This is a genomic window from Streptomyces sp. NPDC104367 (assembly GCF_055583825.1).
On sequence record NZ_JBVJND010000024.1, the window covers coordinates 1 to 18,566 of the forward strand.

The window sequence follows — 18,566 nt, forward strand, 5'->3', positions numbered from 1 at the left end:
TAGTACGGGAAGCGGGAGGAGCAGCCGATCCCGGAGACGAAGACGATGTTCTCCCGGGCCAGCCCGAGTTCGGGCATGAACCCCTGCACGGCCGCGAGGATCGCGTAGTCACCGCAGCCCGGGCACCACCGCACCTCCTGGTCGGACTTGAAGTGCTTGGGCAGGAGACGGAGTTCAGTGGTCACGGATGATCGCCTCCAGTGTGTGGGCGAGCCGCTCCGCCTTGAACGGCATGCCGTTCACCTGGGTGACGGATCGCACGTCGACCAGGTACTTCGCCCGGATCAGGGTGGCGAGCTGCCCGAGGTTCATCTCCGGCACGACGACCCGCTGGTACCGGTGCAGGACGCTGTCGAGGTCGCGTGGGAAGGGGTTGAGGTGGCGCAGGTGCGCCTGCGCGACCGGCTCGCCGGCCGCGCGCAGCCGCCGTACCGCGGCCGTGATCGGCCCGTAGGTGGAGCCCCAGCCCAGGACCAGGGTCCTGGCGCCGTCCGGGTCGTCGACCTCGACGTCGGGAACCGTGATGCCGTCGATCTTGGCCTGCCGGGTACGGACCATGAAGTCGTGGTTGGCGGGATCGTAGGAGATGTTGCCGGTCCCGTCCTGCTTCTCGATCCCGCCGATGCGGTGTTCGAGGCCGGGCGTGCCGGGGACCGCCCAGGGCCGGGCCAGGGTCTGCGGGTCGCGCTTGTAGGGCCGGAACACCTCGGTGCCGTCCTCCAGCGTGTGGTTGGGACCCTGGGCGAACCGCACGTGCAGGTCCGGGAGTTCGTCCGGCTCCGGGATGCGCCAGGGTTCGGAGCCGTTGGCGAGGTAGCCGTCCGACAGCAGGAACACCGGCGTGCGGTACGTCAGCGCGATCCGGGCCGCCTCGATCGCCGCGTCGAAACAGTCCGCCGGGGTCCGTGGCGCGACCACGGGAACCGGGGCCTCGCCGTTGCGGCCGAACATCGCCTGGAGCAGGTCCGCCTGCTCTGTCTTGGTCGGCAGTCCCGTCGACGGCCCGCCCCGCTGGATGTCCACCACCAGCAGCGGCAGCTCCAGCGACACCGCCAGCCCCACCGTCTCCGCCTTCAGCGCCACCCCCGGGCCGGATGTCGTCGTCACCGCCAGCGACCCGCCGAAGGCGGCTCCGAGGGCGGCCCCGATCCCGGCGATCTCGTCCTCCGCCTGGAAGGTCCGCACCCCGAAGTTCTTGTGCCGGGACAGCTCGTGCAGGATGTCGGAGGCCGGAGTGATCGGATACGACCCCAGGAACAGCGGCAGATCCGCCTGCCGGGACGCGGCGACCAGCCCGTAGGACAGGGCGAGGTTCCCGGAGACGCTGCGGTACGTGCCGGCCGGGAACGCGGTGGCCGCCGGGGCGACTTCATAGGAGACCGCGAAGTCCTCCGTCGTCTCCCCGAAGTTCCAGCCCGCCCGGAACGCCGCGATGTTGGCGGCCGCGATGTCGGGCCGCTTGGCGAACTTCGACTCCAGGAACTTCTCGGTGCCCTCCGTGGACCGGTGGTACATCCACGACAGCAGGCCGAGCGCGAACATGTTCTTGCTGCGCTCCGCCTCCTTGCGGGAGAGGCCGAACTCCTTCAGCGCCTCCACCGTCAGCGTGGTCAGAGGCACCGGGTGGAGGCGGTAGCCGTCCAGTGAGCCGTCCTCCAGCGGCGAGGCCGCGTAGCCTGCCTTCTGGATCGCCCGCCCGGTGAACTCGTCGGTGTTGAGGATCACTTCGGCGCCGCGCGGCAGATCGCCGATGTTCGCCCGCAGCGCCGCCGGGTTCATCGCGACGAGTACGTCCGGGGCATCGCCCGGCGTCAGGATGTCGTGGTCGGCGAAGTGCAACTGGTAGGAGGAGACCCCGGGCAGCGTGCCGGCGGGGGCCCGGATCTCGGCGGGGAAGTTCGGCAGGGTGGCGAGGTCGTTGCCGAAGGACGCGGTCTCCGCGGTGAAGCGGTCGCCGGTGAGCTGCATGCCGTCACCCGAGTCCCCCGCGAACCGGATGATCACCCGGTCCAGCCGGCGGACTTCCTTGATGTACACGGGGTGCCCCTCTCGTCGCGCTCGGATGGAAGCCGCAGCCGAAACTAGGGGGCGAGAGGGGGCGCGTCCCAGCCTCCGGCCAAGTCCGCTCCCGATCTTGGCAAGTCGCCAGAACCGCGCCGTCCTGTGTTGTTCGTGCCCGTTCCGGAACGCTTCGCGCGCGGGCCCCGGTTCACCGCTGCCGGACCAGGCGCGAGGTCGGGGAGACCCCGCGCAGCGTGAGGTCCCAGATCTCGGCGACCTGGGTCACCGCGCGGACGCGGTCCGGCCCCGCGGCCTCGCCGCCGGTGTGGATGAGCACCTCGGCGCCGGTCACGAGATGCGTGACCAGGGAGAGGAGCGCACGCGGATGGGTGCCGGAGCTCAGGGCCGACTCGGGCACACGTGTCACCAGATCCTCGATCACCGGGATCCACGAGGAGGGCCAGGCGGAGGCGGTCGCCACGCGCTCGCGGCTGAGCCCGGCGGAGGCCCGGACCACGGAACTCTTCTCCAGCAGACCGACGACGCCGAGCGTGATGGCGATGACGGTCTCCAGCGGCGGCTGACGTGTTCCGAGGATCTGTTGCACCACTTCGTCGGTGAGCGCGATGCCGCGTTGCTGCACCGCGTCGGCGAGTGCGTCCTTCGAGCGGAAGTGGAAGGTCAGCGCGCCCATGGAGGTGCCCGCCCCCGCGCAGATCCGTCCCAGTGACGTGGCCTCGAAGCCCGCGGTGCCGAAGGCGTCGGCGGCGGCCCGGATGAGGGACTCCCGGGTCTGCACCGCTCGTCCCTGCTTCACCGTGGACAGCCTCCGGGAGCCGGGCGCTCGTCGCGTCCCGCGAACATCGGCGATCGCGTCACCGCTGGTCTCCTCTCGATCGGACGGGCCGGGTTGCCGACCAGCTTCCGGTGGGGGAGCTCCGTCACAACGCCGACTTCCTCCTAGATGTACGGGGTTCGGAGGCCGCATCTGCACCAGTGGCCGTTTTTTACTGAAATGACCGCAACCACTTCAGCGACTTGCCGAAGTCTCGCCGAATGCGTCCGCCCTCTCAAAAACAAAGAGAACGTTCGCTATTGTTTTCTCATCGGGCATGCACGTGGAGGGAGCGCATCATGGCCGGGCAGCACATGGTTCTGCCGCCGCAGTGGAGCAAGACCTCGCTGAACACCTTCAGCGACACGCTCTTCGGACATCTCCCGCGGGCCGACCAGCGAAGGTGGGCCCTGGGCTACCTGCGCGGGCTGCTCACGACGCCGGGCAAGAAGTCCATACGCCGCTTGGCCGCCGCGATCTCGGCGTCGCCGACGGCGTCGCAGTCCCTGCAGCAGTTCATCAACACCAGCCCCTGGGACTGGGAACCGGCCCGTGAGGAACTGACCCGGGTCGTACAGAGGCGCACCACGCCCCTGGCCCTGACGTTCGCCACGGCGTTCCTGCCCAAGCGCGGCGCGCACTCGTGCGGGGTGCACCGCCGCTTCGTGCCGCGGCTGGGCCGGACCATCAACTGCCAGATGGGGGTAGGGCTGTTCCTCTCGTCAGGGGACATGCACCTGCCGGTGGACTGGCGTCTGATGCTTCCCGAGCGGTGGAGCGACGACGCGGACCTGCGTGAGCGGGCCAGGATCCCCGGTACGGCCCGCCACCGTCCGTACGGGGAGCACATCCTCGACCTGCTCGATGCGGTCGCGTCCCGCGCGGGGCTCACCGCGGTCCCCGCGGTGGTGGACATGAGCGAGTGCCCGGACGTGCACCCCCTGGTCAACGGCCTGAGCCGGCGCGGGCAGGACTTCGTGGTGGCGGTGCCGTCCGGTCTGCGGATACTCCCGCTCGGCCCGCGTGCCGCCGCCCCCGACGCCCAGGACGCCCTGTCCGTCAAGGAGTTCCTGCACCGGCACGCCACCCGCCCGACGTACGCCACCGTGCACGCACCGGGCCGAGGCGAGGTGAGAAGGGTGTCCACCCGGGTCCGGCTGCCCGGCAGCAGACAGACCCACCGCCTCCTCGCCCAGTGGGACCCCACCCGGCAGGGCCCTCCGCGGGCATGGCTCTCCAGCCTCCTCGACGAGCGAGCCGGGCGCATCGCCGCGCTCGCCCAGCTGACCTCCGGCGCCGCCGCCACCGTGAGCTGCCTCGAGGAGGACTGCGGCCTGCTCGACTTCGAGGGCCGTTCCTACCCCGGCTGGCACCACCACATGACCCTGGTCTCCGCCGCCTACACCTACAGCCGCCTCCACGCCCCGGCCGCCCCCGCCCTCGCCGCGCCCGATGCCCCCGCCCCGCTGTCCCGCACCGCCTGAGGGCCCCGGAGCCCGTCCGGCGGATCCTGCCGCGGACGCGGGGTGCGGCCCGCGCGGCCGCCGCGTCGTCGTCACGCGCCGGCGCCCCCGGTCCTCGACCGGGAGGTGCCGCCACCGCGTCGCCCGCCGCGGCGGCGCTGATCGGCTCGGCCTCCTCCGCCTCGCGGCTGAACGCACCGCACCCCGCTCACCGGTGTCCGGTCGCCCCCGTCTCCTCGCCGCGACCCGGTCCGCCGGACGGGCTCCAGGGGTGCTCGGCGAGGAACGACCGGTACCACGCGGACGCCGAGGTGAGGCGGGCGAGCGGGCCGGGGCCCTCCGGGCAGCCGGTGAGGCGCCAGATCTCCTCGCCGCGGTACCAGTGGTCGAGGGCGAGGAGGGAGAGCTGGCGCTCGCTCATCGGACCCGGCACCTCGCGCAGCCGGCGTACGCAGGCGTCCCAGGGCCATGACTCGGTCACACCCGGCAGCACGCCGAGGGAGGCGAGTGCGGTCAGCAGGTCGCGGACGCGCACGGGGCGGGGGTGGACGGCGTGATGGACGCCCGTGGGCGGCGCGTCCGGCATGAGGGCCGTCGTCGTGATCAGCCGTGCGAGGTCCTCGACGTCGACGAGGGACAGCAGGCCGCCTCCGCCGTCCCAGAGGGCCGGAACCCGTGCGAGCAGTTCGGCCAGCGCCGGGACGACCCAGCGGTCGCCCCGGCCCACGACCAGACCGGCCCGCAGCACCGTGCCGCCCGCCGCCAGCACATGCCGCTCGCCTGCGAGCCGGGTGGAACTGGCCGCGGAGACAGGCGCCGGCGCGATCTCGTTCACGACGAGCCCGCGGTGCGGCCCGGCTCCGTACACCGCGGTCGTCGAGAGCTGGACGACGCGTCGGACACCGCTGCGGCGGGCCTCCTCGGCGAGCGTCGCGGTCCCCCGGACGTTGACGGCCTCGCACACGGGCGCCTCGCCGGACACCCGGGACGCGAGGTGCACCAGGACGTCCACGCCGTTGAGCGCTCCGGACAGCGAGGACGGATCGGTCAGGTCCGCGGGGTGCCACGACGGGCCCGCCTCCTCCCGGGGCCGTCCCCCGGGAGGCGTGCGCACCAGGGCGCGCACGTCGGCGACGCGGCCGTCGGCACGCGCTTCGAGGAGCCCGCGCAGCACCGCCGAACCGACGAAGCCCGTGGCTCCGGTGACCGCCACGCGGGGCGGTCTCACGCGGTGGCCGCCGACTCGTCGCGGGGGATGACGAGTCGGGCGACGACCTCGTCCGGTGCCAGGGCGGGCAGCAGACAGTGCCACATGGCGCCGATCAGCTCGGGCAGGTCGGCCCGCTCGCTGGAGATCTCGGACATTATCTGCGTACCGGTGAAGGCGCCGACGATCACGCGCGCGAAGTCCGCCTCGTTGACGGAGGGGCGCAACTCCCCCCTGGTGCGCGCCTCGACGAGGGTTTCACGGAATTGGTCGATCCAGAACTCGTAGATCGAGTACTCCTGGAGACCCGATTCGTTCTGCTCCACGGCCAGCCGGACGCCGGCCCGCAGCAGCGTGTTGGTCTTCAGCTCGCACGCCAGGTAGCCGGTCATGTCGAGCAGTTGCTGGAGGCCGGGCTTGCTCGTGGGGAACTCCAGATCGGCGGCCTGCTCCATGATGACGGCTCTGGCCAGAGCTTCCTTGTTCTTGAAGTGGAAGTACATGGCCCCGGCCGTCAGCCCGGCCCGCTCCAGGATCTTGTTGACACTCGCGCCGGAGTACCCGGCCGTGTCGAAGACCTCGGCCGCCGCCCTGAGCAGCACTTCTCGAGTACGAACGGCACGCTCCTGCCTGCGTTGTGCCATCACAGACCGCCCCACCTCTCGACAAACAAAAAGAACGACCTCTATGTTATCCGAGCGGCACGCACGAGTGTCCGCTCGGTATCGCTTTGGCATTCGCTAGCAGCCCAAGGGGAGGACTGCCGTGTCTCTTCAGCTTGCTCATCTGCCTGTGACGGAAATGCCTAGTGCCATCCCTCGGTCGTACACGCACAAGCGCGACGCGTTCGAGGTGCTGCTGAGCAACTGGTGCCGCAAGGGGGAGGACTCCTACGCGGTGGAGGCCGGCTGGCCCGCGCAGCACGCCTTCTACGAGACCCGGCTCGGCATGCACGACCCGATGCTGCTCTGCGAGACGGTGCGCCAGACGCTGCCCCTGCTGTCCCACGGCGCCTACGAGGTACCGCTCGGACACCACCTGCTCTGGCAGGACTTCGCCTGGGAGATCGACGCGGACGCCCTGCGCAGTGACGGCGGCGCGGTCGGCATAGACCTGCGCATCACGTGCACGGACGTCAAGCGCAGCAAGGCGCGCGTCTCGGCCCTGGCGCTGCGCTTCGAGGCGGTGCGGGACGGCACGGTCCTCGCCGTCGCGCGCACCCGCTTCGCGATCCAGGGCCAGGCCGTCTACGAACGTCTGCGGGGCCGTTACGCCGACTTGTCCGGCCTGCGTGCGGTTCCCCTGCCCTCCCCCGCGTCGCCCGAGCGCGTGGGACGGAGCGGTTTCGAGGACGTGGTCCTCTCGCCCACCGACTTCGGCACCCGCTGGCAGCTGCGGGTCGACCGGGCGCACCCGATCCTCTTCGACCACCCCGTGGACCACGTGCCCGGCATGCTGCTGCTCGAAGCCGCGCGCCAGGCGGCCCAGGCCGCGGTCCACCCGAACCCCGCCGTGGTGGTGGGGATGAGCGTCGTCTTCGCCCGCTACGCCGAGTTCGACACCGCCTGCTGGATCGAGTCCGCCCTGCTCCCCGACGACGTGAACGGCAACCGCAGGGTGCTGGTCACCAGCCGGCAGCAGGACAAGGACGTCTTCTCCGCGGTCGTGTCCGCCGCCTCGGTGGCGAACGGCTGATTCCGCCTGGGGCGGAGTGCCCGGGGGGAACGAACACCATGATCGAGAAGCTGTTGCCTCCTTCGGTCGCCGTGGCGGAGTCGTTCGGTGATCCGGCCCGTACCCCGCTGCTCGGCGCCGAGCCCGGGATCGTGGCGGGTGCCGTCGGGAAACGCAGACGGGAGTTCGCCACCGTGCGCTGGTGTGCCCGGCGGGCCCTCGCGGACCTGGGCGTCGCACCCGTCCCCATCCTCACCGGCGAAGGCGGTGCCCCCGTGTGGCCGGACGGTGTCGTCGGGAGCATGACGCACTGCGACGGATACCGGGCGGCGGCCGTGGCGCACGCCGGTGAGGTGCGCGGTGTCGGCGTCGACGCCGAGCCCCACCTCCCGCTCCCCGAGGGGGTGTTCGCGTCCATAGCCCTGCCCGCCGAGCGGCGCCGGGACGCGGAACTGCGCCGCCTGGCGCCCGGCGTCCACTGGGACCGTCTGCTGTTCTGCGCGAAGGAATGCGTCTACAAGGCCTGGTTCCCGCTCACCCGCCGCTGGCTGGACTTCACCCGGGCGGACATCACGGTCGAGCACGACGGCACGTTCTCCGCCCGCATCCTGGATCACGATCCCGCGGTACCCGGCGACGGGTTCACGGGGCGGTGGCAGGTCGGGCGGGGTGTCGCCGTCGCCGCCGTCGCCGTGGTGTGCCAGGCGTACTGACCCGTGAGGCCGGGGACGCGGCCGACGGACCCGACGCCGGGCTCCGCCGGCCACGGGTCGGGAGGGGACGGTGGAGACCGGGCGGTGGTCGGTGGGGGCGGCGGGGACCGGGCGGTGGTCGGTGGGGGGACGCTCGCGGACATACGGGGGAGACGGCCCAACCCGGTCGAACCGGCCCGAAGTTGTCCACAGGCTCTGACGCTTTCCGGCCTCCGCCTGTACCGTCTCCACGAGTTGATGTTCGAGCGTGTGCACGGGCGCGGTACGGGGAGGCGGTCGACATGACCGGACTGGACGAGGCGGCAGCGGCCGGGGCACGTGAACTGCCCTCGCCGAAGGGCTTCGCGCCCTGGCCCGCGAAGGGCTCCCCCAAGGAAGAGGGCAAGGCGCTGCGCTCGGCGGTCCCGCGGCGCGTGCACGGCGCCCTCGACCCGGACGGTTCCCGCCCGGACGCGGTGAGCGCGGTCCAGGAGTCGAACCGGGACCGGATCCCGGAGCTGATCCCGATAAGGGTCGGCCGGATGGCGGCCGGTCCCTTCGCGTTCCTGCGCGGCTCGGCCGGGCTGATGGCGCACGACCTCGCCCGCACCCCGACGACGGGGATCGCCACCCAGATCTGCGGCGACGCCCACGCGGCCAACTTCGGTCTGTACGGCGACCCGCGCGGCGGCCTGGTCATCGACCTGAACGACTTCGACGAGACGGTGCTCGGCCCCTGGGAGTGGGACCTCAAGCGGCTCGCCGCCTCCCTCGTGCTGGCCGGCCGGGAGGCGGGCGCCGACGAGGACACCTGCCGCAGGGCCGCGGCCGACGCGGCCGGCGCCTACCGCCGCACCATGCGCCTGCTGGCCAAGCTCCCGGTGCTGGACGCGTGGAACGCCATCGCGGACGAGGAACTGGTCTCCCACTCCGACGCCCACGACATGGTCGGCACCCTGCGCCGGGTCTCGCAGAAGGCGCGGGCCAACACCAGCGGCCGGTTCGCCGCCCGCTCCACCGAGGCCACCGAGGACGGCGGCCGCCGCTTCGTCGACGCGGCGCCGGTGCTGCGCCGGGTCCCGGACGCGGAGGCGGCGGCGGTCACCGCGGCCCTGGAGGACTACGTCACCACGCTCTCCGAGGACCGCCACCCGCTGCTCGCCCGGCACACCCCGCACGACGTGGCCTTCCGGATCGTCGGCACCGGCAGCGTCGGCACCCGGTCCTACGTCGTCCTCCTCCTCGACCACCGCGGCGAGCCGCTGATCCTCCAGGTCAAGGAGGCCCGCGCGTCCGCGCTCGTGCCGCATCTCGCGACCGCGGGCTTCGCCGCCCCACCCGCCGGCCACGAGGGCCGCCGGGTGGTCCTCGGCCAGAAGCGGATGCAGGTGGTCAGCGACATCCTGCTCGGCTGGACCACGGTCGGCGGCCGTCCCTTCCAGGTCCGCCAGTTCCGCAACCGCAAGGGCAGCGTCGACCCGGCCGCGCTGTCCCCCGGCCAGCTCGACGACTACGGCCGGATGACCGGTGCCCTGCTGGCCCGTGCCCACTCCCACAGCGCCGACCCGCGCCTGATCGCCGGCTACTGCGGCAGGAGCGAGGAGCTGGACGAGGCGGTCGGCGCGTTCGCGGTGGCCTACGCCGACCGCACGGAGGCGGACCACGGCGAACTGGTGGCCGCGGTGCGGTCCGGCCGGATCGCGGCGGAGCTCGGGGTGTGATCTCCGGATGAGGTGCTGATGTGAAGTACGTCGCAATCGGCGGTGGCGGCGAGGGCGAGGAGCCGGTCTCCGTCGACCCCCGCCCCTACCTGGCCAGGCTGCCGGAACTCGCCGGCGGCCTGCCACCGGGCGCCCGTGCCTTCGCCACCGACCCCCGCCACTACGACCTCGGCGACCGCCACTGCGTCCGGGACCTGCACCCCCTGGACGTCCACCGCACCACCCCCGGCGCCGTGGAGATCCGCTTCCGCCACCACGGTCTCGCCCACGACGAGGACCTGGTCATCCGCTACACGGGAGTCTCCCGTTTCCAGTCGGACGTCCTGGGCGCCTGCGATCTCGCCTCGCTCGGCGGGGTCATCCTCGACGAGATCCTCCCGCACCCCGACGGCTGCACCCACGAGCTGGCCTGCCGCCCCGGCACCCTGGTCATGGCCTGCGCGGACCTGACCGCCGAGTGGGTCCCGGCCACCGGCGGCGACGACAGGCCCTAGGCTGGGCGGGTGACGACCCCGGAAGCTGAGCAGTCCCAGGCACCGCGGCCCGAGGAACGGCTGGAACGGGCCGTACGGACCGCCGAACAGGCGTTGATCGAGTACGAGATCGCCGTCGAGACCTTCCGTGTCGAGGTGGAGAACTTCTCCCGCCTCCACGAACAGAAACTCGGCCCGCTCTACCTCCGTCTCGAGGAACTGGACGCGCGGATCGCCGAGGCGAAGGCCGCCCGCAGCGGCGACCCCGAGGACATCCGCGCCGCCGAGGAGGCCCGCGCCCGGGTCATGCCCATGCCCGGCGTCGAGGAACTCCTGCACGGCTGGATGGACGGCGACGGCCTGTTCCCGGAGGCCGCCGCGATGCTCACCGAGCAGGAGGTGCGGCCCCCGCAGCGGGTGCGGCCCAGCGAGGAGGCCCGCCGGCTCTACCGCGAACTGGCCCGCAAGGCCCACCCCGACCTGGCGCAGGAGGAGGCCGAGCAGGAGCGGCGCGAGGAGTTCCTCAGCCGGGTCAACGCGGCCTACGCCCGCGGCGACGAGGCCCTGCTGCGCGAACTGGCCGAGGAGTGGGCGGCCGGCCCGGTCCCGCCGGAGCGCCGGCCGAGCCGTGCCGAGGAGCTCTACGCCCGCCTCGAATGGCTCTCCCAGCGCAAGGAGCTGCTCAACCTGGTCGCCAAGGAGCTGGAGGACGGTCCCATCGCCGGTCTGCTCCGGCTGGCGCCCGACGACCCCGACAGCCTCCTGGCGGAGATCGGCGAGCGGCTCCACAAGGACGTGGCCGAGCGGGAGACGGAGCTGGCCGCGCTGCTCACGCAGGAGTAGCGGTCCGGTAGCGTCGGAGCCATGAACTTCGCAGCGCGTGTGCCCACGGTCGAGGTCGCGGACCTCAAGGACGGCGACTTCCTGCTGGACGTCCGCGAGGACGACGAGTGGCAGGCGGGCCACGCGGCCGGCGCCCTGCACATCCCGATCAGCGAGTTCGTCGCCCGCTACGGCGAACTGACCGAGGCGGCCCCCCAGGACGCCCGTGTCAACGTCATCTGCCGCTCCGGCGGCCGCTCGGCCCAGGTCACCATGTACCTGGTCCAGCAGGGCATCGACGCGGTCAACGTGGACGGCGGCATGCAGGTCTGGCAGGCGGTGGGCCGTGAGGTCGTCACGGACGCGGGCGAACCGGGGTTCGTGGTCTGAGCCCCCCGCAGGACCGAGGCGGCCGGTCCCTGCCCCTCCGTAGGACCGAGGTGGCCGGTCCCTGCCCCTTCGTAGGACTGAGGGGGTCCGGTTCCTGTCCTCCGTAGGGCTGCTGGGGCCGGTTCCTGTCCTCCGTAGGACTGAGGGGGTCGGTTCCTGTCGTCGCAGGGCTGCTGGGTCCGGCCCGTCTACCCCAGCGGGTGCGCGGCCAGCAGGTCCCCCAGCGCCTCCTCGTGGGCCCCCGCGCCGCCGAGCGCCAGCTCGATCTGCTTCGCCCACGCGTGGTACCGGTGCAGCACGTACTCCGTGTCGGCGCCGAACCCCCCGTGCAGGTGCTGCGCGGTCTGCACCACCCGCCGCACCCCCTCCGCCGCCCAGATCTTCGCCACCGCCACGTCCCCGGCCGGGGGCAGCGCCCCGGCCGCCCCCGACGCGATCCGCCAGGCCGCCTGCCACAGCGTCGCCTCCATGGCCCGTAGATCGACGTACCGGTCGGCGGCCTGCACGGCCACCGCCTGGAACGTGGCGACGGGATGCCCGAACTGCTCCCGCTTCCCGGTGTACTCGGCCGTCATCCGCAGCACCCGCTCACCGAGCCCGAGCGCCAGCGCGCACGTCCCCGTGGTCAGCAGCGCGCGCAGCCACTCCCAGGCGCCCTCCGCCGTCACCACGTCCCGCCCCGCGACCCGCGCCGACTCCAGCCGCAGCTCACCGAGCCGCTCCCCGCTGGTCGACACCTGCTCCGCGAGCGCGACCCCGCCCCGGTTGGGTGCCACCAGCGCCAGCACCCCGCGGTCGCCGTCCGTGTGCGCCGGTACGACGACGAGATCGGCGTCGTACGCCCACGGCACCGCCGTCTGCACCCCGTCCAGCACCCAGTCGTCCCCGTCCCGCCGCGCGGTCACCGCCAGTTCGGCCGGGTCGTGTCCGGTGCGCCCGCTCGCGGCGACGGTCAGCACCAGCTCCCCGCGCCCGGCCGGCGCCAGCACCCGCGCCCCCAGCTCCGGCCCGCCGTGGGCCGACAGGGCGGCGATGGCCGCGCTGTTCTCCAGCAGCGGCACCCGCGCCAGCACCTTCGCCGACTCCCGCAGCACCAGGCAGAGCGCGATCGCGTCCAGGCCGGCCCCGCCGTGCTCCTCGTCCAGCAGCAGGCTCAGCAGATCCGCGCCCGCCAGCCGGTCCCACAGTTCCCGGTCGAAGCCCTCGGCCACGGCACCGGTGGTCAGCGACGGGCTGGGCACTGCGTCCGGCGCCACCGCGGCGAACACCCCGCGCGCCGCCTCGGCCGCCGCCAACTGCTCCTCTGCGAAGGTGAAGTCCACGGTCCTGTCCTCCCGGCGGATCCGGCGATCTGACGGTTGATCCGATGGTTGATCTGACGGTCCGTCAAGATAGAACAGGTTCTAGAAGAAGGGAACCTAAAACCCCTGCGATCACCGGCTTCCGCCGTCGTACGCTCTCGGCCGCTGTCCGCCGACGGGGGACGGACGCACGAGGAGGACACATGGGGATCCGGAGCCTGACCCGCACCGAGGCCGAGCACCGCGCCGCGCTGGTCACGGTCGAGCGCTACGACGTGGACATCGACCTCACCGCCCTGCCCGAGGGGCCGGAGGTCCGCTGTGTCTCCACCGTCACCTTCGCCTGCGCCGAGCCGGGCGCGGAGACCTTCGTCGACTGCGCGGCCGAGGTCCGCTCCGCGACCCTGAACGGCGCCCCGCTCACCCCGTCCGGCGACGGCCGCATCCCGCTGCCCGGCCTCGCCGCCCACAACGTGCTGCGCGTCGAGAGCGTCCAGGCCGACACCGCCACCGGCGAGGGCGTGCACAAGGCCACCGACCCCGCCGACGGTGAGGTCTACGTCTGGACGAGCTTCGAACCCGACGAGGCCCGCTTCGTCTGGGCCTGCTTCGACCAGCCCGACCTCAAGGCCCCGCACGCCTTCACGGTCACCGCCCCGGCCGCCTGGACCGTGCTCAGCAACTCCGGTGACGCCCGCGTCGAGGAACGGGGCGCCGCCCGCCGCTGGACCTTCCCGGACACCCCGCCGCTGTCCGTGTACAACACCGTCGTCAACGCGGGCCCCTTCCACGAGATCCGCCGCGAGGCCGACGGCCACGACCTCGGCATCTTCGCCCGCCGCTCGCTCGCCGAACTCCTGGAACGCGACGCCGACGAGATCTTCACCCTCACCCGCCAGGGCCTCGCCTTCTACGCCGAGGCCTTCGCGATGCCGTTCCCGCAGCGCAGGTACGACCAGGTGTTCACGCCGGAGTTCGGCGGCGCGATGGAGAACTACGGCTGTGTGACCTGGTCCGACACCTTCCTGCGGCGGGCCGAGCCGACCCCCGCGGAACGCGAGCTGCTCGCGGTCGTGCTGCTGCACGAGATGGCGCACATGTGGTTCGGCAACATCGTCACCATGCGCTGGTGGGACGACCTCTGGCTGAACGAGGCCTTCGCCGAGTTCGCCTGCCACTGGGCCGCCGAGGGCGCCACCCGCTACACCGACGCCTGGGCGGGCCACCTCGCCACCGGCAAGCTCCGCGCGTACCTCGCCGACCAGGGCCCGATCTCGCACCCGATCCACCAGCCCATCCACGACGTCGCCCAGGCCGCGTCGATCTTCGACAGCATCACCTACCCCAAGGGCGCCTCCGTCCTCCAGCAGTTGATGACGTACGTGGGCGAGGACCGCTTCCGGGCCGGCATGGCCGCGTACTTCGCCCGCCACGCCTGGGGCACCACCACCCTCCAGGACCTGATCGACGCCCTCGCCGAGAGCAGCGGACGCGACCTGGCCGCCTGGCGCACCGCCTGGCTGGGGACGGCCGGCACCGACCGCTTCACCCTGGACCGCGACGGCGCCACCGTCACCCTGGTCGCCGACGGCACCCCGCGCCCGCAGGTCCTGGCGGTCGGCGCGTACGACCGCGACGGCGACGCGCTGCGGCGCACCGCGCTGATCCGCACCGAGGTGACCCGGCCCCGCACCCCCGTCACCGGCCTTCCCACCACCTACGACCTCCTTCTGGTCAACGACGACGACCTCACCTTCGCCACCACCCGCCCGGACCCCGCGACCCGGGACACCCTGTTCCGCGCGGCGGCCGAGCTGCCCACGGCCGTCTCCCGGGGCGTGGCCGCCGCCACCGTCTGGGACATGCTCACGGCCGGCGAGGCCACGGCGGCCGAGGCCGGGCGCTGCCTCACCGGGGTCCTGGCGGCCGAGACCTCCGACGCGGTGATCGAGCCCTGGCTCAACCTCGCCACCACCGTCGCCGAACTCTGGGCTCCGCCCGCCGAGCGCGCCGAACTCACCGAGGCCGTGGCCGCGGTCTGCCGCCGGCTCGCCGCCGACCCCGGCCGCCGCCAGGTCGCGCTGCGCGGTCTCGCCCGCACCGCGACCGGCGCCGACGACCTGGCCTGGCTGCGCGAACAGGCCGGTGACGACATCGACCTGCGCTGGCGCGCCCTGGTCCGCGAGGCCGAACTCGGCGGCGACGTCAGCGCCGAGTCCGCCGCCCTGCTCGAACGCGACACCGACCCCGACGCCTGGATCCGCGCCCTCACCGTGCGCGCCGCCCTCCCCGACGCCGCCGCGAAGGACGAGGTCTGGCAGCGGCTGGCCGTGGACCGCGTGGTGCCCGTCGCGGCGATCGCCCAGGTCGCCGCCGCCTTCTGGCGCCCCGCCCAGGACACCGTGCTGGCCCCCTTCGCCCAGCGCTACCTGGAGGTGGTCCCCCAACTGCACCGCGGCGCGATGATCCCGGCGATGACCTTCACCAGCCACCTCTTCCCGTCGCACGCCATCGACCCCGCGTACATCGAGACGGCCCGGCGGGTGTCCCAGGAGGCGGCTCCCGCGGTCCACAGCACCCTCCTGGAACGCTCGGACGCGGTCCGCCGCATGCTCCGGTCCCGCGGCTGACCCTCGGTGCCCCGGTACTCCAGAACCCCCTTCCGATACCTCTGTCGCCCCTGATAGCCCTGGTATCCCTTGCGCCCCCAGCGCCCCCAGCGCCCCCAGCGCCCCCAGCGTCTCCGGTGTTTCCGGTGTCTCCGGTGTCCTCCGGGGGGCAGATGCCCGACCCGACCGATCGTTCGGTTCGATCGGTTTCCATGGTCGCCGGGTCCGGACGACGGGTCAACCACTGTGGAAAACGTCCGCGGCGGCCTGTGGAAAACCCGTCGAGCGGGTTCCGCGGGCCGGGCTCGGACACCGCGCGACCTGCGATGACCTCGGGCGGAGGGGATCGGCGCGATGGGCCGGGGCGGTCCCCGGAACCGCCCGGAGTGGCGATGGCCACGCCCGTCCGCCCTTCCCCGGGGCTGCGCCCGGTGGCCGGTGCTGAGTACCGTTCCGTGCGGGTGCCGGGCAGCGGCACCCCGGAGGGTCCCGGACCGGCCGTCCGGACGACGCGGCGGTATCGGGGAACGGGGCGGGCATGGACGCGCAGGAAGAGGACTCGGAGGCCCGGCACGGACCGGACGGTCCCGAAGGTCCGGGCCATCCGGTCGATCCGGGCTGTCCCGAGGGTCCGGGCCATCCCGAGGGTCTAGGCCATCCGGGGGGTCTGGGCGGTCCGGTCGGTCTGGGCGGTCCGGGGGATCCGGTCGGTCCGGCGGATCCGGTCGGTCCCGGCGGGACGCCGGATCCGGCGTCACGGCCCCCCGAGCCCCTCCGTACCGGTGTCGCCGCCCTCTCGCCCCCCTACCAGGTCGGCGCGGCCCTCGCCCTCGCCCTGGTCGCGGTCACCGCCTGTGTGCACCTCGGGATGGTGTTCCTCAGCGTCGCTCCGGCGAACACCGTGACCAAGAACCACGGCACGGCGATCGAGGACTGGGTGTACCCGGAGTTCGAGCAGAACTGGAAGCTCTTCGCCCCCAACCCGTTGCAGCAGAACATCGCCGTGCAGGTGCGCGCCGACGTGCTGATGCGGGACGGCACGACGGCCACGACCGGGTGGAACGACCTGTCGGTCCGCGACGGCCAGGCCATCGACGGCAGCCTGCTGCCGAGCCACACCGTGCAGAACCAGCTGCGCCGGGCCTGGGACTTCTTCGTCACCACGCACGGCACCGACAACCGCCCGGTCGGCCTGCGCGGCTCCCTCTCCGAGCAGTACCTGCGCCGGATCGTCGTGATGCGCATGTACGAGCAGGACGCGACCAGCGAGAAGGGCGTCATCCAGCGCGTCCAGGTGCGCTCCAGCACCACCAACGTGCCCCCGCCCGACTGGAGTGACGAGAAGGTCTCCGACAACCCCGTCTATCGCGTGCTGCCCTGGTGGACGGTTCGGACCGACGAGGCCGACGGAGGTGTCCGGTGAGCCGGCTCGCCCTGTGCCTGTCCCGCGCCATCGCCAAGGTCACCGGGTCGGCGCTCGGCCCGTACCAGACGGCCGTCGTCCGCATCGGTTTCGCCGCCACCTGGCTGCTGTTCCTGCTGCGCGAGTACCCGCACCGCCGGCAGCTGTACGGCCCCGACGGACCCTGGAGCTTCGCCCTCGCCCAGCGGCTGACCGCCGACAACCACGCCTTCACGCTGCTGCTGTCCTCCGACAGCCGGGTCTTCTTCGAGGTCTTCTACTTCCTGGCCGTCCTGTGCAGCGCCCTGCTGCTGGTGGGCTGGCGCACCCGCGCCATGTCCCTGCTGTTCATGGTCGGCGTGCTGTCCCTGCAGAACCGCAGCGTCTTCGTGGGCGACGGCGGCGACAACGTGCTGCACCTGATGTCCATCTACCTGGTCTTCACGCGCTGCGGCCAGGTGTGGTCCCTGGACGCGCGCCGCGCGGCCCGCGCGGACGCGGCACGCGCGCGTGGCGAGCGCGTCGCCCCCGACCGGGTGGGTCCCGCCCTGTGGGCGGCCGCCGGTCTCCTGCTGGCCGCGGCGGCCCTCACCGGCCGCACCGGCGGCGGCTGGCTGGTACCGGCCCTGCTGTGGACGGGCTGGGCGGGCGCCGCCCTGTGGTGGGCGGCGGGCCGTCTGGCGCGCACGCCCGAGCCCCGGATCCTGTTGGACGTCATCGCCGACATCCTGCACAACGGCGCGCTGTTCGTGATCATGGCCGAGGCCTGCCTGATCTACTCCACGGCCGGCTGGTACAAGATCCAGGGCTCCCGCTGGCAGGACGGCACCGCCGTCTACTACCCGCTCCACCTCGACTACTTCTCGCCCTGGCCGGCCCTCGCCGACCTGCTGTCCGCCAACGGCACGATGGTGACGCTGGTGACCTACGGGACGGTCATCGTCCAGGTCGCCTTCCCGTTCACGCTGCTCAACCGGCGGGCCAAGAACGTGCTGCTGGCCGCGATGATGACCGAGCACGCGGTGATCGCGGTCGTCCTCGGCCTGCCGTTCTTCTCGCTCGCCATGATCGCGGCGGACTCGGTTTTCCTGCCGACGTCCTTCCTGCACCGCCTCGGCCGCCTGGCGGCACGCGCGCGTGACCGCGTCCTGCGGCGGCCCGGCCCGGTGCTGCCCCCGCCCCGCTCCCCGGAGAGCGACGACCGGCCCCGCGTAGGCTTCGGGACATGACCGACCCCCTGGACCACTGGGCGCGGCTGGCCGGCTCCGCCGTGCTGCTCGACGGGTTCCACGCCCTCAAGCACGCCCTGCGCTTCGGTGCGGAGGTGCCGGTGGCGCTCACCACGGACCGCACGGCGGCACTGGCACTGGCGGACGACCTCGCCCCGGACGTCCGCGAGCCGCTGGCCGCGCTGCTGACCGAGGTGGCCCCGGAGGCGTACGCGCGGCTCGTGGCGCGCCCGCATCCGACGGGGGTCGCCGCCCTGGCCGTACGACCACCCCGCGAGGCCCGTCTCCGCGCGCTGCACCGGCTCCCGCGCACCGCTCCGATCGTGCTCCTCGACGAGCCCCGCAACCTCGGCAACGCGGGCGCGGTGATCCGGCTGGCCGCGGGCTTCGGAGCGACCGGGGTCATCACGACCGGCACGCTCGACCCCTGGCATCCGACGGTCGTCCGGGGCGGCGCGGGTCTGCACTTCGCCACGGCGGTGGAGCGGCTGACGGTGCCCGAGCTGCCGCCGGGCCCCCTGTTCGCCCTGGATCCGGAGGGCGAGGACATCCGGGGCACGAAGCTCCCGGACGACGCGATCCTCGCCTTCGGTTCGGAGCGGACGGGGTTGTCGGCGCAGCTGCGGGCGAGGGCCGACCACCTGCTACGGCTCCCGATGCGCCCGCAGGTGAGCAGCTACAACCTGGCGACGAGCGTGGCGATGACGCTGTACCACTGGAGCGCTCTGTAGGCGGCCCGGGCCGGTC

At 72.9% G+C, this 18,566-nt stretch carries 16 protein-coding genes and 1 pseudogene; 11 read left to right on the plus strand and 6 right to left on the minus strand.

Annotated features, from left to right (window positions below; genetic code table 11):
- From ACZ619_RS30770 to ACZ619_RS30780, 3 genes and pseudogenes are all read right to left on the minus strand, one after another.
- Nucleotides 1-185 (minus strand): annotated as a pseudogene (locus tag ACZ619_RS30770) (2-oxoacid:ferredoxin oxidoreductase subunit beta); the annotation flags it as partial.
- Nucleotides 175-2,064, minus strand: coding sequence for a 2-oxoacid:acceptor oxidoreductase subunit alpha (locus ACZ619_RS30775; RefSeq protein ID WP_469606100.1), 1,890 nt, complete (start codon nucleotides 2,062-2,064; stop codon nucleotides 175-177). The pseudogene ACZ619_RS30770 and the gene ACZ619_RS30775, both read right to left, overlap by 11 nt.
- Before the next feature lie 145 nt (nucleotides 2,065-2,209).
- Nucleotides 2,210-2,818 carry a TetR family transcriptional regulator gene (locus ACZ619_RS30780; RefSeq protein WP_469605768.1) on the minus strand — a complete coding sequence of 203 codons (609 nt, stop codon included), beginning with the start codon at nucleotides 2,816-2,818 and terminating at the stop codon, nucleotides 2,210-2,212.
- A 317-nt stretch (nucleotides 2,819-3,135) separates the two neighbouring features.
- Between ACZ619_RS30780 and ACZ619_RS30785 the strand changes: the two genes are divergently transcribed.
- Nucleotides 3,136-4,320, plus strand: a complete 1,185-nt coding sequence (locus tag ACZ619_RS30785; protein ID WP_469605771.1) for an IS701 family transposase — start codon at nucleotides 3,136-3,138, stop codon at nucleotides 4,318-4,320.
- Nucleotides 4,321-4,507: 187 nt separating this feature from the next.
- Here ACZ619_RS30785 and ACZ619_RS30790 read toward each other — a convergent pair whose 3' ends face one another.
- Nucleotides 4,508-5,512 carry an NAD-dependent epimerase/dehydratase family protein gene (locus ACZ619_RS30790; protein WP_469605775.1) on the minus strand — a complete coding sequence of 335 codons (1,005 nt, stop codon included), beginning with the start codon at nucleotides 5,510-5,512 and terminating at the stop codon, nucleotides 4,508-4,510.
- 11 nt (nucleotides 5,513-5,523) lie between these two features.
- Complete coding sequence (locus tag ACZ619_RS30795; RefSeq protein WP_469605777.1) at nucleotides 5,524-6,150, minus strand: ScbR family autoregulator-binding transcription factor; 627 nt, start codon at nucleotides 6,148-6,150, stop codon at nucleotides 5,524-5,526.
- Nucleotides 6,151-6,307: 157 nt separating this feature from the next.
- Here ACZ619_RS30795 and ACZ619_RS30800 point away from each other — a divergent pair, with 157 nt between their 5' ends.
- From ACZ619_RS30800 to ACZ619_RS30825, 6 genes are all read left to right on the plus strand, one after another.
- Nucleotides 6,308-7,201: a ScbA/BarX family gamma-butyrolactone biosynthesis protein gene (locus ACZ619_RS30800; protein WP_469605779.1), complete on the plus strand. Its 894-nt coding sequence runs from the start codon at nucleotides 6,308-6,310 to the stop codon at nucleotides 7,199-7,201.
- A gap of 38 nt (nucleotides 7,202-7,239) precedes the next feature.
- A complete protein-coding gene (locus ACZ619_RS30805; RefSeq protein WP_469605781.1) occupies nucleotides 7,240-7,893 on the plus strand; it encodes a 4'-phosphopantetheinyl transferase family protein in 654 nt (217 codons plus the stop codon).
- 281 nt (nucleotides 7,894-8,174) lie between these two features.
- Entirely contained in the window at nucleotides 8,175-9,593 is a 1,419-nt protein-coding gene (locus tag ACZ619_RS30810) for a DUF2252 domain-containing protein (RefSeq protein ID WP_469605784.1), read from the plus strand.
- 20 nt (nucleotides 9,594-9,613) lie between these two features.
- Nucleotides 9,614-10,087 (plus strand): hypothetical protein, encoded by a 474-nt coding sequence (locus ACZ619_RS30815; RefSeq protein WP_469605786.1) that lies wholly within the window; start codon nucleotides 9,614-9,616, stop codon nucleotides 10,085-10,087.
- 9 nt (nucleotides 10,088-10,096) lie between these two features.
- Nucleotides 10,097-10,909 (plus strand): hypothetical protein, encoded by an 813-nt coding sequence (locus ACZ619_RS30820; protein WP_469605789.1) that lies wholly within the window; start codon nucleotides 10,097-10,099, stop codon nucleotides 10,907-10,909.
- A gap of 39 nt (nucleotides 10,910-10,948) precedes the next feature.
- Nucleotides 10,949-11,278, plus strand: coding sequence for a rhodanese-like domain-containing protein (locus ACZ619_RS30825; protein ID WP_469606102.1), 330 nt, complete (start codon nucleotides 10,949-10,951; stop codon nucleotides 11,276-11,278).
- Nucleotides 11,279-11,466: 188 nt separating this feature from the next.
- Here the strand turns inward: ACZ619_RS30825 and ACZ619_RS30830 are convergent, their stop codons facing one another.
- Nucleotides 11,467-12,600: an acyl-CoA dehydrogenase family protein gene (locus tag ACZ619_RS30830; RefSeq protein ID WP_469605792.1), complete on the minus strand. Its 1,134-nt coding sequence runs from the start codon at nucleotides 12,598-12,600 to the stop codon at nucleotides 11,467-11,469.
- Nucleotides 12,601-12,782: 182 nt separating this feature from the next.
- On the opposite strand from ACZ619_RS30830, the gene pepN reads away from it, so the two are divergent.
- The 4 genes from pepN to ACZ619_RS30850 all read left to right on the plus strand — a co-directional run bounded on the left by pepN (nucleotide 12,783) and on the right by ACZ619_RS30850 (nucleotide 18,550).
- Nucleotides 12,783-15,209, plus strand: a complete 2,427-nt coding sequence (gene pepN, locus ACZ619_RS30835; RefSeq protein WP_469605794.1) for an aminopeptidase N — start codon at nucleotides 12,783-12,785, stop codon at nucleotides 15,207-15,209.
- Between the two features lie 517 nt (nucleotides 15,210-15,726).
- Nucleotides 15,727-16,611 (plus strand): DUF5819 family protein, encoded by an 885-nt coding sequence (locus tag ACZ619_RS30840; protein WP_469605795.1) that lies wholly within the window; start codon nucleotides 15,727-15,729, stop codon nucleotides 16,609-16,611.
- Nucleotides 16,608-17,819 (plus strand): HTTM domain-containing protein, encoded by a 1,212-nt coding sequence (locus ACZ619_RS30845; protein ID WP_469605798.1) that lies wholly within the window; start codon nucleotides 16,608-16,610, stop codon nucleotides 17,817-17,819. Before ACZ619_RS30840 ends, ACZ619_RS30845 begins: the two co-directional genes overlap by 4 nt.
- Nucleotides 17,816-18,550, plus strand: coding sequence for a TrmH family RNA methyltransferase (locus tag ACZ619_RS30850; RefSeq protein ID WP_469605800.1), 735 nt, complete (start codon nucleotides 17,816-17,818; stop codon nucleotides 18,548-18,550). The genes ACZ619_RS30845 and ACZ619_RS30850 overlap by 4 nt, the downstream gene beginning before the upstream one ends.
- The last annotated feature ends 16 nt before the right edge of the window (nucleotides 18,551-18,566 follow it).

Excerpts from the sequence above, each read along its gene's own strand:
- pepN (WP_469605794.1), top strand. The coding sequence starts at position 12,783 with ATGGGGATCCGGAGCCTGACCCGCACCGAGGCCGAGCACCGCGCCGCG.
- ACZ619_RS30785 (WP_469605771.1), top strand. The coding sequence starts at position 3,136 with ATGGCCGGGCAGCACATGGTTCTGCCGCCGCAGTGGAGCAAGACCTCG.
- ACZ619_RS30795 (WP_469605777.1), bottom strand. The coding sequence starts at position 6,150 with ATGGCACAACGCAGGCAGGAGCGTGCCGTTCGTACTCGAGAAGTGCTG.
- ACZ619_RS30800 (WP_469605779.1), top strand. The coding sequence starts at position 6,308 with ATGCCTAGTGCCATCCCTCGGTCGTACACGCACAAGCGCGACGCGTTC.
- ACZ619_RS30840 (WP_469605795.1), top strand. The coding sequence starts at position 15,727 with ATGGACGCGCAGGAAGAGGACTCGGAGGCCCGGCACGGACCGGACGGT.
- ACZ619_RS30805 (WP_469605781.1), top strand. The coding sequence starts at position 7,240 with ATGATCGAGAAGCTGTTGCCTCCTTCGGTCGCCGTGGCGGAGTCGTTC.
- ACZ619_RS30810 (WP_469605784.1), top strand. The coding sequence starts at position 8,175 with ATGACCGGACTGGACGAGGCGGCAGCGGCCGGGGCACGTGAACTGCCC.
- ACZ619_RS30850 (WP_469605800.1), top strand. The coding sequence starts at position 17,816 with ATGACCGACCCCCTGGACCACTGGGCGCGGCTGGCCGGCTCCGCCGTG.